This is a genomic window from Marinococcus sp. LNHM5E3-2.1 (genome assembly GCF_056034365.1).
Genome location: NZ_JBQLIB010000010.1, coordinates 69,474 through 82,922 on the forward strand (window position 1 = coordinate 69,474; position 13,449 = coordinate 82,922).

At 48.8% G+C, this 13,449-nt stretch carries 13 protein-coding genes; all 13 read left to right on the forward strand.

Annotation, left to right across the window (positions count from 1 at the left end; all coding sequences use genetic code 11):
* Positions 1-2: 2 nt before the first annotated feature.
* Positions 3-767, forward strand: a complete 765-nt coding sequence (locus ACTRXH_RS11935) for a TatD family hydrolase (protein ID WP_474282254.1) — start codon at positions 3-5, stop codon at positions 765-767.
* A gap of 88 nt (positions 768-855) precedes the next feature.
* On the forward strand, positions 856-1,422 hold the full coding sequence (gene rnmV, locus ACTRXH_RS11940; protein WP_474282256.1) for a ribonuclease M5: 567 nt from the start codon (positions 856-858) through the stop codon (positions 1,420-1,422).
* Complete coding sequence (gene rsmA / locus ACTRXH_RS11945; protein ID WP_474282258.1) at positions 1,419-2,297, forward strand: 16S rRNA (adenine(1518)-N(6)/adenine(1519)-N(6))-dimethyltransferase RsmA; 879 nt, start codon at positions 1,419-1,421, stop codon at positions 2,295-2,297. Before rnmV ends, rsmA begins: the two co-directional genes overlap by 4 nt.
* A gap of 120 nt (positions 2,298-2,417) precedes the next feature.
* Positions 2,418-2,672 (forward strand): Veg family protein, encoded by a 255-nt coding sequence (locus ACTRXH_RS11950; RefSeq protein WP_022792872.1) that lies wholly within the window; start codon positions 2,418-2,420, stop codon positions 2,670-2,672.
* 251 nt (positions 2,673-2,923) lie between these two features.
* Positions 2,924-3,787: a 4-(cytidine 5'-diphospho)-2-C-methyl-D-erythritol kinase gene (gene ispE / locus ACTRXH_RS11955; protein WP_474282260.1), complete on the forward strand. Its 864-nt coding sequence runs from the start codon at positions 2,924-2,926 to the stop codon at positions 3,785-3,787.
* A 59-nt stretch (positions 3,788-3,846) separates the two neighbouring features.
* A complete protein-coding gene (gene purR / locus ACTRXH_RS11960; protein WP_474261167.1) occupies positions 3,847-4,689 on the forward strand; it encodes a pur operon repressor in 843 nt (280 codons plus the stop codon).
* The gene (locus ACTRXH_RS11965; RefSeq protein WP_322525282.1) at positions 4,686-5,063 is read left to right on the forward strand and encodes a RidA family protein; all 378 of its coding nucleotides are present in this window, start codon (positions 4,686-4,688) and stop codon (positions 5,061-5,063) included. Before purR ends, ACTRXH_RS11965 begins: the two co-directional genes overlap by 4 nt.
* Before the next feature lie 341 nt (positions 5,064-5,404).
* Complete coding sequence (gene spoVG / locus ACTRXH_RS11970) at positions 5,405-5,701, forward strand: septation regulator SpoVG (RefSeq protein WP_474261166.1); 297 nt, start codon at positions 5,405-5,407, stop codon at positions 5,699-5,701.
* 185 nt (positions 5,702-5,886) lie between these two features.
* Positions 5,887-7,275: a bifunctional UDP-N-acetylglucosamine diphosphorylase/glucosamine-1-phosphate N-acetyltransferase GlmU gene (gene glmU, locus ACTRXH_RS11975; protein ID WP_474282262.1), complete on the forward strand. Its 1,389-nt coding sequence runs from the start codon at positions 5,887-5,889 to the stop codon at positions 7,273-7,275.
* Positions 7,276-7,291: 16 nt separating this feature from the next.
* Positions 7,292-8,242, forward strand: a complete 951-nt coding sequence (locus tag ACTRXH_RS11980; protein ID WP_091615026.1) for a ribose-phosphate diphosphokinase — start codon at positions 7,292-7,294, stop codon at positions 8,240-8,242.
* A 126-nt stretch (positions 8,243-8,368) separates the two neighbouring features.
* On the forward strand, positions 8,369-9,037 hold the full coding sequence (locus tag ACTRXH_RS11985; protein WP_474261164.1) for a 50S ribosomal protein L25/general stress protein Ctc: 669 nt from the start codon (positions 8,369-8,371) through the stop codon (positions 9,035-9,037).
* Positions 9,038-9,270: 233 nt separating this feature from the next.
* Positions 9,271-9,825 (forward strand): aminoacyl-tRNA hydrolase, encoded by a 555-nt coding sequence (pth, locus tag ACTRXH_RS11990; protein ID WP_474261163.1) that lies wholly within the window; start codon positions 9,271-9,273, stop codon positions 9,823-9,825.
* Positions 9,826-9,906: 81 nt separating this feature from the next.
* Positions 9,907-13,446: a transcription-repair coupling factor gene (gene mfd, locus ACTRXH_RS11995; RefSeq protein WP_474282264.1), complete on the forward strand. Its 3,540-nt coding sequence runs from the start codon at positions 9,907-9,909 to the stop codon at positions 13,444-13,446.
* Positions 13,447-13,449 lie beyond the last annotated feature (3 nt).

The following is a 13,449-nucleotide window of genomic DNA, read 5'->3' on the forward strand; positions in this document are numbered from 1 at the left end:
TGATGCTTTTTGATACGCATGTTCATCTGAACGTAGAACAATTCGAAGGAGAAGTCGCAGAAACGATCGAACGGGCTAAAGAAGCCGGGGTCGATTACATGACGGTCGTCGGCTTTGACCGGGAGACGATTCCTAAAGCGATAGAACTGGCGGAAACGTACGATTTTATTTATGCAGCAGTCGGCTGGCATCCGGTCGACGCTGTTGACATGACCGATGAGGACCTGGAATGGCTTGAGGAACTCGCCGGCCATCCCCGGGTTGTAGCCCTCGGAGAAATGGGGCTCGATTATCACTGGGACAAATCCCCGAAGGATGTACAAAAAGAGGTATTCCGCCGGCAGATCCACCTGGCAAAGAAAGTGAACATGCCGATCATTATTCATGACCGCGAGGCCCATGATGATATTGTCGATCTGCTGGAGGAAGAAAATGCGGGAGAAGTCGGCGGTATTATGCACTGCTTTGGCGGCACTGCCGAAACCGCGAAGCGCTGTATGGATATGAATTTTTATATTTCCTTTGGCGGTCCGGTCACGTTCAAAAACGCAAAGCTTCCTAAGGAAGTAAGCAGGGAAATTCCGATGAACCGGCTGCTGGTGGAAACCGACTGTCCGTTTTTGGCCCCCCACCCATACCGGGGCAAGCGGAATGAACCTGCATACGTAAAGCTGGTAGCTGAAAAAATCGCAGAATTGAAAGAAATTCCGTATGAGGAATTGGCTGAACAGACGACAAAAAACGCTAAACAGCTTTTTCGTCTGTAAACGATGAACGGGCCCGCTCTTTCCATGAAAATGGAAAAGCGGGCTGTATCATAGCAAAAGACTAAATTGACTTAGAAGGAAGGTAACCGTGCGTATTTACGAATGTATCGTAGTGGAGGGCAAATCTGATACCGCAGCTGTCCGCAACGCGGTGGAGACAGACACCATTGAAACAAACGGCTCGGCAGTAAGTGAGGAAGCGCTCCGCCGGATTGAACTGGCCAGGGAGCGGAGAGGGGTCATTATTTTAACTGATCCGGACGTTCCGGGCGAGAGAATCCGACGGATAGTCAGCCGGCGCGTGCCGGGGTGCAAGCACGCTTTCTTAACAAAAGGTAAAGCCTTCGGGAGCCCGGGCCAGAGTCTGGGGGTGGAGCACGCTTCTGCAGAAACGATCCGTGAAGCCTTAAGGCACGTGCGCAGCGAAAAAGAGCATCCGGAAGTGACAGCAGCAGTGACAAGGCAGGACCTCCTGGAGCTTGGGCTGTTCGCCGGAAGCGGCTCTAGAGATAAACGCGCCCGCCTGGGGGAAATACTGAACATCGGCTATGCCAATGGAAAGCAGTTTTTGAAAAGGCTGGAGATGTTTCAAATCAGCCAGGCTGAATTTACCGCAGCATATGAACAATTATTGGAAGAGGAGGAGAAGGCGTGAAGGATATAGCAACCCCGGGGCGGACGAAGGATATACTGGAAAGACACGGATTTGCGTTTAAAAAAAGCCTGGGACAAAATTTCTTAATCGACGCAAACATTTTAACGCGCATTGCCCAGGCAGCGGGCATAGAGCCGGAAGACGGGGTCATAGAGGTGGGTCCCGGCATTGGGGCCCTCACAGAGCATCTCGCAAAACAGGCCGGGCAGGTGGAGGCATTCGAAATCGACCAGCGCCTGCTTCCGATTCTTGAAGAAACGATGGCTCCTTATCCGCACGTCCGGGTGCACCACCGCGATATTCTGCAGGTGGACCTCGGAGCGTTTATTCATGAACACATGAGTGAGTGCCGAAGTGTATCCGTCGTAGGGAACCTTCCGTATTATGTTACCACTCCTATACTGATGGCAGTGCTTGAACAGAGGCTGCCGATTAAAAACATTGTGATTATGCTGCAAAAAGAAGTGGCAGAGCGAATGGCGGCCGTGCCAGGTACAAAAGCCTACGGATCCTTATCCATAGCGGTACAATATTTTGCGGAAGCAGAAAAGGTGATGACCGTTCCGAAAACCGTTTTTATTCCGCAGCCGAGAGTCGATTCACTGATTCTCCGCCTGAGAAAACGTTCTGCCCCGCCAGTGCATGTAGTGAACGAGGAATTCTTTTTCCGGCTGGTGCGCGCATCATTTGTACAGCGCAGAAAAACTCTCTGGAACAATTTGCTGAACCAGCTGGCCGGAGCGGAGGGCAAAGGCAGACTGCTGCAGGCGTTTGAGCAGACTGGCATCGATCCGGGAAGACGTGGTGAAACGCTTTCCATGGAGGAATTTGCTCTATTATCCAATGAACTTGCTCCTTTTTATCAAGAATTTTAAGACATTCGGAAAAAGAAGATTTAGTAATTGACATTCAAATTAAAGAATTGGTATAATGAAAAATTTTTGACAACTAACCCGGGTTATGTTAACATAATTTTTAGTGAGGTGGGTTAGACAATGGGAAAAACATTGGTGGAGATTAAAGAAGCGTTGGATTTAAAAGTAGGTAAACGAGTTACGGTAATTGCTAATGGCGGACGCAAGAAAACCGTCGAACGTTCCGGGTATTTAGAGGAAACATATCCTTCCGTCTTTATTGTCAAACTGGACAGAGCCCAGCATCCTGTCGAACGTCTTTCTTACAGCTATACAGATGTACTCACCCAGACAGTCAAACTGTATCTAACGGAAGAAGAAGAGCTTCAGGCTTAACTAACACATACGAATGCAGTCCCCGGACAGCATACAGGCTTTCTGCGCTAAGCGGAAAGCTTTTTTCATTTTTAAAGCCATGTTGAAGAAAGAACAGTAAAAGGCTGGCGAAAGCCCGATTTCCGAATTTACGTGCGCCTGCGGGAGTAAGGGAAGCTTTTCCTGCTGTACATGCTGCAGTTTTTCAACTAAAATGTTAGAAGGTTGAAAGTACGGTAAACGTGGAGGAAGATGAGAGAAGGAGAATGATGGTGAAGTTATCAAAAAAGGCTCCGGCGAAAATAAATCTGACGCTCGATGTTTTAGGTGAACGGGCAGATGGCTATCACGAAGTAAAAATGGTGATGGCCCAGGTGGATTTGGCTGATCGTCTGGAGTTTGAGCGAAGAAAAGATGGAAAAATTGTCGTGCAAATGTCAGAGGGCTTTCTTCCGGAAGACCATAGAAACCTGGCGTACCAGGCTGCAAAGCTGTTAAAGGATAAATACCGTATTGCTTATGGCGTGTCGATTTTCATACATAAAAACATCCCTGTCGCTGCCGGACTCGCCGGTGGCAGCAGTGATGCCGCAGCTACGCTGCGGGGGGTGAATGAGCTGTGGGAAATCGGCGCGGACATGGAGGAACTGGCAGAAATTGGGGCGCTGATCGGCTCGGACGTCTCCTTTTGCGTACACGGGGGAACGGCGATTGCTACCGGACGGGGAGAGCAGATTGAGCACATTGACCCGCCCCCGTCCTGTTGGGTAATTTTAGCTAAACCTCCTACAGGTGTTTCCACCGGGGAAATTTACCGCAGAATCGACGCGGCTAAAAAACGCCAGGAGATGACCCCGGCGATGGTGGAAGCGATTCGGAATAACAATTATGAACAGCTTTGCCGCTCTTTATCCAATACCCTTGAAGAAGTAACTCTGCCGCTTTATCCCGAAGTGGGGCAGATTAAAGCCCGCATGCTCGATTCCGGTGTGGATGCTGCACTGATGAGCGGCAGCGGTCCTACTGTTTTCGGACTGGTGGATAAGGAAAGCAAAGTAAGCCGTGTGTATAATGCGTTGCGTGGTTTCTGCTCCCAAGTGTACGCGGTTCGCCTGTTGAACAACCGAAACGCTTGATAAAATCCGTATGAAAATGGTATATTCTTGCTAAATATTCGGATTTTACGGAGGTAAGCATGAAAAAACTGAAACGAAGCGGCCGATTGGTTGATATGACCAATTTTTTACTGCAGCATCCACATGAACTTATCTCTCTTGGTTATTTTACGGAGAGGTATGATTCCGCCAAATCCTCGGTAAGTGAAGATTTGACTATCATTAAAGAAATTTTTGAAACCCAGGGTGTTGGTGCACTGCGTACGGTAGCAGGCGCGAGCGGCGGCGTGCGATATGTACCAAAAGTGGAAAAAAGCACCGCAGAATTGTTTGTCGGAGACCTGTGTGAAAAACTGGAAAACAAAGAACGGCTGCTGCCTGGAGGGTATTTATATATGATGGATATCCTTGGGCGTCCACGTACGATGAACGAAGTGGGGAAAATGTTTGCTTCTGTTTTTGCGGACAGGCAGATTGATGCCATTGTCACTGTGGCTATGAAAGGCATCCCGCTTGGACACGCGATTGGTACGTATCTTGACGTACCTGTAAGTATTGTCCGAAGAGACCACCGGGTTACGGAAGGATCGACCGTGAGCATCAATTACGTGTCAGGTTCATCGAGACGCATTCAGACAATGTCCTTAGCGCGGAGGAGCCTGCCGGAAGGATCTAACGTCCTTGTAGTGGATGATTTCATGAAAGCAGGCGGTACGGTGAGCGGAATGATAGAGCTGCTGCAGGAGTTCCGGGCAAATGTGGCAGGCATCGGAGTGCTTGTGGAAGCTGAAGGCGCGGGAGAGCGTCTGGTGGATGATTACGTAAGCATCGCAAGAGTGGAAGAGGTAAACGAAAAGACAAAAAACATCCGTGTAGTTCCCGGTAATTTTCTAACAAAGCTCGAAAAGGAGAGATCACGATGAAGGAAGTATTTACTAAGCAGGCTCCAGAGGCTATTGGTCCGTATTCGCAGGGCATTAAGGTAAACAATGTATTTTACAGCTCCGGCCAGATTCCTTTAACGACGGCTGGTGAAGTTGTAAGCGGTGGAGTTGAAGAGCAGACGCACCAGGTTTTTCAGAATCTGCAGGCAGTACTTGCTGAAGCCGGTTCTTCGCTGAATCATGTTATTAAGGCAACCGTATTTATTAAAGATATGGATGAATTTCCGGTTATTAATGAAGTGTATGGTTCTTACTTTCAGGAGCATCAGCCGGCCCGTTCTTGTGTCGAAGTCGCCCGTCTCCCTAAGGATGTAAAAGTGGAAATTGAAGTTATTGCTTTACTGGCTTCATAAAAAACAGTGCTCTGTGCTGCCTTCGCGAATGGCAGCCGGGGTGCTGTTTTTTTGCGATATGGGTAGAAAAGAGCATAAAACAGGCCGATAAGAAGAATAACGGAGAGATTTTTAAAGACAGGACTTTTAGCTCGAGCAAAAAGATATGGTAACATACATGAAACATCGTTATACTGAATACATGTTTATATACTTTAAATCAAATATATCTGCAGACGATTTTTTGTCCGGGCAGGACTTTGCGGAATAATATAGAAATCAATAATCAGCCTCTTTACGCTTGATGCGAAAGAAGAGATACATATAGATGAGAGAGTTAATAAACCAAAGGTGGTGAAAACATGCAGGTAACAGATGTCAGGCTGCGCCGGGTAAATACTGATGGACGGATGAGAGCGATTGCTTCTATTACATTTGATGAAGAGTTTGTGGTCCATGATATTCGGGTCATTGATGGAAATAACGGTCTCTTTGTTGCTATGCCGAGTAAACGCACCCCTGATGGGGAATTCCGTGATATTGCCCATCCTATTTCGTCAGCAGCGAGAGAAAAGATCCAGTCCGCTGTATTGGCAGAATATGACGAGCAGGAACAGCAGCCCGCAGAAAAAAATTTTAACGAAGCCGGCGCTTCGTAACTTCATACGTACCAGGGCAGCGATAACGGTCTCGATGGGGCCGTTATTTATTTTTGGCTGTAAACGAAATCGGGTGGATAGGTAAACGTTCATTATGTAGAATAGGTAATAGTGTATTCTTGAAAACCTACAGCTTTTAAGATATTATTCTTAATGGACAAAAATGCGCATATGGAGGAACCTACATGAACAATCGCTATGCCGTTATTTTAGCTGCCGGAAAAGGCACCCGCATGAAATCCAGTCTCTATAAAGTACTTCATCCTGTCTGCGGAAAACCGATGGTGGAGCACGTAGTGGATGAGCTCGAAGACGCCGGTGTCGATCAATTGGTGACGGTGACCGGCCACGGGGCGGAAGCTGTCGAAGAGCATTTAAAAGAGCGTACTTCCTATGTTCTTCAGGAGGAACAGCTTGGCACGGCTCATGCTGTAATGCAGACAAGGCAGATGCTTGAGGGGAAAAAAGGAACAACTATCGTTGCGTGTGGAGATACTCCACTGATCCAGGGGAGCACGATGCAGGCGCTGATGGATCATCATGAACAAACGGAAGCAAAAGCAAGCATTTTAACAGCCGTAGCAGACGACCCCGCCGGGTACGGACGGGTCATCCGGGGCGGCAGCGGGGAAGTTGTCCGTATCGTTGAACATAAGGATGCAGACGAAACGGAAAAAAGCATCCGGGAAATTAATACGGGGACCTACTGCTTTGATAATGAAGCCTTGTTTCATGCCCTCAGCCAGGTGGATAACAACAACGTTCAGGGGGAATATTACCTTCCGGATGTTATTGGTATCCTTCAGGAACAGGGAGAAACCGTATCTGCCTGGACCACCCCAGACTTTTCTGAGACAATCGGGGTGAACGATCGTGTGGCTTTATCCCAGGCTGAAAAAGCCATGAAGCGCCGCATTAATGAACATTGGATGCGACAGGGAGTAACTATCATTGATCCGGAGAATACTTATATCTCCAAGGAATCTGTGATCGGTGCTGATACAGTAATTGAGCCCGGGACAATTCTCCGCGGCAGTGTACATGTAGGAACCTCCTGCCAGCTCGGCCCGCATTCAGAAATCAGCAACGCAGTCATTGGCAGCGAAACAGTGGTCCGTCAATCGACAGTGACGGACAGCGAGGTAGGAAACTCCGTACAAATCGGCCCTTATGCCCACGTCCGGCCGGCTTCGTCAATCGGTGATGAAGCCAAAATCGGCAATTTTGTTGAAATCAAGAAAGCCTCCATCGGACAGGGAAGCAAAACGTCCCACCTCAGCTACATTGGAGATGCAGAGGTAGGAAAAAATGTGAATATCGGCTGCGGCTCCATCACTGTTAATTACGACGGTATGGGCAAGCATTTAACGAAAATCGAAGATAACGTATTTATTGGATGCAACTCCAATCTTGTAGCTCCGGTAAACGTTGGGAAAGGCGCTTACGTAGCAGCAGGTTCCACTATTACTTCGGATGTACCGGAGGATGCGCTTTCCATTGCACGGGCAAGGCAGACGAATAAAGAAAACTATGTAAGTGAAAAATTAAATGCAGATAAAAAGCAAAACAAGTGACGGAGGGAATTAAAAAATGTCCACGATGGATCGCTCCAATTTGAAAGTATTCACCCTGAACTCGAATCCAAGGCTCGCAGAGGAAATTGTTGAACAGATCGGTACAACAATGGGGCTCAGCTCTGTAAAACGATTCAGTGACGGCGAAGTGCAGATAAACATTGAAGAAAGTATCCGCGGCTGCGATGTCTTTTTGGTCCAGTCAACTTCAGACCCGGCCAATGAACATCTAATGGAGCTTTTGATTATGATCGATGCCATGAAGCGGGCTTCGGCAAAAACGATCAGCGTTGTCCTCCCCTATTACGGTTACGCACGTCAGGACCGTAAGGCCCGGGCGAGAGAGCCTATTACAGCCAAGCTGATTGCCAATCTGCTGGAAACAGCTGGAGCGACCAGAATTTTGAGCCTGGACCTGCACGCGACGCAAATTCAGGGATTCTTCGATATTCCGGTGGATCAGCTGCAGGGAGAGCCTATTTTGTCCCGTCACTTCAACGAAAAAGGCCTGGAAGATCTCGTTATTGTATCGCCTGACCACGGAGGCGTGGTGCGCGCACGCAGAATGGCAGACCGCTTAAAGGCTCCTATTGCGATTATTGATAAGCGCCGGCCGCGTCCAAATGTTTCAGAGGTTATGAATATCGTCGGTGACGTAAAAGGCAAAACGGCAATCATTATTGATGATATTATTGATACCGCCGGAACAATTACTCTCGCAGCGGATGCGTTAATCGAGTCGGGCGCAAACCATGTGTATGCGTGCTGCACCCATCCGGTACTTTCCGGCCCGGCAATAGAAAGAATCGAAAATTCCAGGATTGAAGAACTTGTCGTAACAAACTCCATCGTGCTCCCGGAAGAGAAAAATATCGATAAAGTAACACAGCTTTCCGTCGGCCCGCTTATGGCTAAAGCAATTATTAACGTCTTTGAGCAGACTTCGGTCAGCCGCTTGTTTAATTAATCTACAAGAAAATCAATGGTTTGAATAAGCCATTGATTTTTGATGTGGATTCTGGTATAATTCTGTCTCAAGTGGGCAAAATTACGCGAACACGTGAAAATAAAATTTAATTATGAGGTGAATACCATGGCTACGCAGTTAACTGCAGCTCGTCGTCCTGAAACAAAACAGTCAGTGACGAAAAAACTCCGCAGAGAGGGCACGATTCCAGCCGTTATTTATGGCAAGAAAACGGAAAGCCAGCCTATCTCTGTCGACAACGTTACATTCCTAAAAACGATCCGTGAAGCCGGGAAGAACGGCATCATTGATCTGACTATTGAAGGCGAAAACAAAAAGCACCAGGTCATCGTGCATGATATGCAGGTTGACTCCATCAAGGATTACTTTATCCATGTTGACTTCTTTGAAGTAGACATGACTTCCGAAATGGAAGCAGACGTTGCTGTAAGCCTCGAAGGCGAAGCGCCAGGGGAAAAAGACGGCGGCGTTGTCTCCCACATGATGTTCAATATTACTGTCAGCGCACTGCCTGCTGAAATTCCTGACAGCATCAGCGTGGACATTTCGACATTGAATGTCGGCGACTCCATTCAGGTAGCAGATCTTCCAGAAGGTTTGAACTACACGATTACGAGTGAGCCGGAAGAAACGATTGTTACTGTTCTTGTACCGGAAGAAGAGCCGGAAGAGCCAGGCGAAGAAGAAGCAGAAGAGCCTGAGCTTGTAGATGCGGATGAAGAATCCGAAGAAGGCGGTTCTGAAGAAGGCAGCAACGACAACAACAATTCATAATCACTGCACCAAAGCTGACGGAGGGCGTGCTGCCTTCCGTCATAAATAAAGATCGCAGGCGACTCTGTTTTACAGGCGCCCTGCGATCTTTATTTATGCTATGCTGTTAAGCTGAAATATCTTAAAATAAGACAAGCACTGTAATCGTTTTAAACGTCAAGAAGCAGTTTTTTTAGTACAATATGAAGAAGCAGCCTGAACATTATACGTACGAGGCAGAGCGGGGGACCAGCATGAAATTTATTGTCGGGTTAGGCAACCCGGGAAAAAAATATAAAAAGACACGTCATAACGTCGGATTTGAAGCTGTTGAAGAGCTCGCTTCCATGTGGAAGCTGTCATGGAAAAAAAGCAAGTGGAGGAGCGAAACTGCCGAAACAATGGCAGGGGGCGAAAAAGTGATACTGGTAAAGCCTTTGACTTATATGAATCTTTCGGGAGAAGCGGTAGGCCCGATGCTTGATTTTTATAAAGCGTCCCCGGAAGACGTTCTAGTTGTGTATGATGACCTGGATCTCGTTCCCGGCACGGTCCGCCTGCGTAAAAAAGGCGGGCACGGCGGCCATAACGGTATACGCTCGTTAATTGAACATCTGGGTACGAAGGAATTCAAGCGGCTCCGCATTGGCATTGGAAAGCCGGAGAAGGCGTCTGTGATCGACTATGTTCTCGGCACCTTTCCACCGGAAGAGAGAAAGCATATGGATGAGGCAGTCAAAAAGGCCGCAGCCTCGGCGGAAGCATGGAGCAGTAAATCATTTGATGAAGTGATGAACGAGTTTAATTAATAAAACGGGGTGGGACTGCCAGGTTCCGCTCCCCTTTTGCGTGATAAAAAAAGAGATCGCCATAAACAGGGAGGAACGAGCATGAAGGGTTTACCATCGATATTGGCCTCCAATCCGGAGATCAGCGCAGTTATCAGCGACCTCCAGAACGGGGTTTCGGAGCAGCTGATTTCAGGGCTCAGCGGCTCGGCAAGAACGTTATTTATGACGCTTGCCCAGGAGAAGACGCAAAAGCCTCAGCTGGTAGTGACGCATACGTTGTATCAGGCGCAGAAGCTGTACGATGATTTGTTGGAATGGTCAGAGAAGGACGTATTAATTTATCCGGTCAATGAGCTTATTTCTGCTGAAATTGCGGTAGCGAGCCCGGAAATGAGGTCACAGCGGATTGAAGTACTTGACCGTCTGGTCAGCGGCTTTGACGGAATTATTGTAAGCCCGGTGGCCGGCCTGCGCCGCCTGCTGCCTCCGCCTGCTGTCTGGGAAGCAGCCCAGTGGCCGCTGCATAACGGGGACGATCTTGATCTGGATGCGTTTCAGCAATTTCTCTATGCTTCCGGCTACCAGCGGGCCGATATGGTGGCGGCTCCCGGTGAATTCAGCATTCGCGGCGGTATTATTGACATTTACTCGCTTACGGCGGACAATCCGGTGCGCCTGGAGCTGTTTGATACAGAAATTGATTCTCTTCGTTTGTTTAATCCGGAGGACCAGAGGACAATTGAACAGATTACTAAAGTGAATATTAGCCCGGCTCAGGAGACAATTCTTTATCCGGAACAGTTTCAGCGCGCAGCCTCGCAGCTTGAGGACAGCCTGGGCAAAACGCTGAAAACGGTCAAGGACGACACCGTGAAACAGAAGGTGCAGGAGCGCCTGTCGGAAGAGCGGGAGCAGCTGCTGCAGCACGTACGTTTTCAAAGTCTGTACAAATATATGCAGTTTTTCTATGAAGAGCCGGCTACCCTGAGCAATTATTTTTCCCCGGAAACGGTCTTTTTTATCGATGAAGTGAGCCGGGTACAGGAAACAGCAGAACGGCTGGATGAAGAAGAGGCAGAATGGCGGACAAACATGGTGGAACAGGGGGAGCTGCCGGTAGAGATGCAGCTTTCGGTGCCGTTCCATACGCTTATGAAAAACATCGATTTTCCGAAGGTGCTTTTTTCTTTATTCACCCGCAGTTTATCCGAGTTTCACCCGCGCCGGGTGGCGAACGTCACGAGCAAGGCGATGCAGCAGTTCCACGGCCAGCTGCCGGTACTGAAAAATGAAATTGAACGCTGGCAGAACGGCGGATTTCGTATCGTTTTTGCCGCTGAGACCAAAGACCGGCTCGAACGGCTGCAGAGAATTCTCGATGATTACGGAGTAGAAGCAGAGCGCGCAGACAAGGATGGACCGTTTACGCCGGGACGGCCTGCTATTGTGCAGGGGCGGCTCGACAGCGGATTTGAACTGCCGTTGGAGAAGCTTGCCGTCATTACAGAGCAGGAGACGTTCACCAAGCAGGTGCGCCGCTCAAGACGCCGGGAAAAGCTGAACAATGCCGAACGTATCAAGAGCTATTCGGAGCTGCAGGTGGGAGACCTGGTGGTTCACGTGAACCACGGCATCGGGAAATACCTGGGGATGGAAACTCTGGACGTTGGAGGAGTGCACCAGGATTTCTTAAACGTGTCCTATGCGGGCAACGATAAACTGTATGTGCCGGTCGAACAGATTGACCAGGTTCAAAAGTATGTGGGGTCAGAAGAAAAGGATCCGAAAATCTATAAACTCGGCGGCAACGACTGGAAGCGTGTAAAACGCAAAGTACAGTCCTCTGTGGAAGACATCGCCGACGACCTGATCAAGCTGTATGCAGAACGGGAGGCTACGAAAGGGCACGCCTTTAACCGGTATGCGATGGAAGAGCAGGCGTTTGCTGCTACGTTCCCTTACCAGGAAACGGAGGATCAGATAAAAGCAATTGAAGAAATCCGTGAAGACATGGAGCGCGAACGTCCGATGGACCGCCTGTTGTGTGGGGATGTCGGCTACGGAAAAACAGAGGTGGCAATACGGGCAGCGTTCAAGGCAGTAATGGACGGCAAGCAGGTGGCCATTTTGGTGCCGACAACGATTTTGGCCCAGCAGCATTTCGATACGCTCACAGAGCGTTTTGCCGACCAGCCGATCAACATCGGCTTAATGAGCCGCTTCCGGACGAAAAAACAGCAGAACGAAACGACCCGGGGACTGAAGGCAGGAAGCGTCGATATTGTGATCGGCACGCACCGTGTGCTTTCCAAGGACGTACAGTTTCATGATTTAGGTCTGCTGATTGTCGACGAAGAACAGCGGTTTGGAGTTACTCATAAAGAGAAAATCAAACGGCTTAAGGCAAACATTGACGTGTTAACGCTGACGGCGACGCCGATTCCAAGAACGCTGCATATGTCGATGCTCGGTGTTCGTGATCTTTCAGTTATTGAGACCCCGCCGGAAAATCGTTTTCCGGTACAGACGTATGTGATGGAATACAATCCGACGCTCGTTAAAGAAGCCATAGAACGTGAAATCAGCCGTGGCGGCCAGGTGTACTTTATGCATAACCGGGTGGATAATATCAGCCGGATGGCTGACCAGATTTCGATGCTTGTGCCGGAAGCAGAGGTCGCCTACGCTCACGGACAGATGAACGAGCAGGAGCTTGAATCAGTCATGGTGGAGTTTTTAGAGGGCAACAAGGATGTACTGGTCACAACAACGATTATAGAAACAGGAGTCGATATCCCGAACGTGAATACGCTTATTATTAACAATGCTGACCGGATGGGACTTTCTCAGCTGTATCAGATCCGCGGCCGGGTCGGCAGGTCCAATCGCGTAGCGTATTCGTATTTCACGTACCAGCGCGACAAAGTGCTTTCTGAGGTTGCGGAAAAGCGGCTGCAGGCGATCAAGGAATTTACGGAGCTCGGCTCGGGCTTTAAGATTGCCATGAGAGATCTTTCCATCCGCGGCACGGGTAATCTGCTCGGTGCAGAGCAGCATGGCTACATTGAATCCGTTGGCTTTGATTTGTACTCACAGATGCTTAAAGAAGCTATTGAAGAACGTAAGGGAGATAAGCCGAAGCAGCAGGAGCCGGAGATGGAGATGAATATGAAAGCAGATGCCTACATCCCTGACTTTTATATTGACGACTCCAAGCAGAAAATAGAGATGTATAAACGCTTCCGGGGGCTTGAGACACTTGAGGATATGGAAGATCTGCAGAGTGAGATGATCGACCGCTTCGGGGAATACCCGGTGGAAGTGGAAAAGCTGTTTATTCTCAGTAATATTCGTCTGCGCGCGGAAGCTTCCGGAGTGGAGTCGGTTTCCCAGGAGGCTAACAAAACCATTATTCTAGTGGGTGAAAAAGCAAGCAGTGAAGCAGATGGTGCTTCGCTGTTCGGACTTGTAAATGATCTGGGACGTCATATAGGTATCGGGACCAGCGGGAAAAAGATTCAGATATCAGTGCAGCACCAGCGGCTCGAAGAAATGAAAATACTCACTTCTGTGCAGGCGGTCGTAAAAGGGGTACAGGAAGCAAAAAAAGAGCCGGAAGAAACAACGTCCACGAAATAGAGC

Excerpts from the sequence above, each read along its gene's own strand:
- ACTRXH_RS11935 (WP_474282254.1), top strand. The coding sequence starts at position 3 with ATGCTTTTTGATACGCATGTTCATCTGAACGTAGAACAATTCGAAGGA.
- ACTRXH_RS11950 (WP_022792872.1), top strand. The coding sequence starts at position 2,418 with ATGGGAAAAACATTGGTGGAGATTAAAGAAGCGTTGGATTTAAAAGTA.
- purR (WP_474261167.1), top strand. The coding sequence starts at position 3,847 with ATGAAAAAACTGAAACGAAGCGGCCGATTGGTTGATATGACCAATTTT.
- ACTRXH_RS11965 (WP_322525282.1), top strand. The coding sequence starts at position 4,686 with ATGAAGGAAGTATTTACTAAGCAGGCTCCAGAGGCTATTGGTCCGTAT.
- spoVG (WP_474261166.1), top strand. The coding sequence starts at position 5,405 with ATGCAGGTAACAGATGTCAGGCTGCGCCGGGTAAATACTGATGGACGG.
- glmU (WP_474282262.1), top strand. The coding sequence starts at position 5,887 with ATGAACAATCGCTATGCCGTTATTTTAGCTGCCGGAAAAGGCACCCGC.
- ACTRXH_RS11980 (WP_091615026.1), top strand. The coding sequence starts at position 7,292 with ATGTCCACGATGGATCGCTCCAATTTGAAAGTATTCACCCTGAACTCG.
- ACTRXH_RS11985 (WP_474261164.1), top strand. The coding sequence starts at position 8,369 with ATGGCTACGCAGTTAACTGCAGCTCGTCGTCCTGAAACAAAACAGTCA.
- pth (WP_474261163.1), top strand. The coding sequence starts at position 9,271 with ATGAAATTTATTGTCGGGTTAGGCAACCCGGGAAAAAAATATAAAAAG.
- mfd (WP_474282264.1), top strand. The coding sequence starts at position 9,907 with ATGAAGGGTTTACCATCGATATTGGCCTCCAATCCGGAGATCAGCGCA.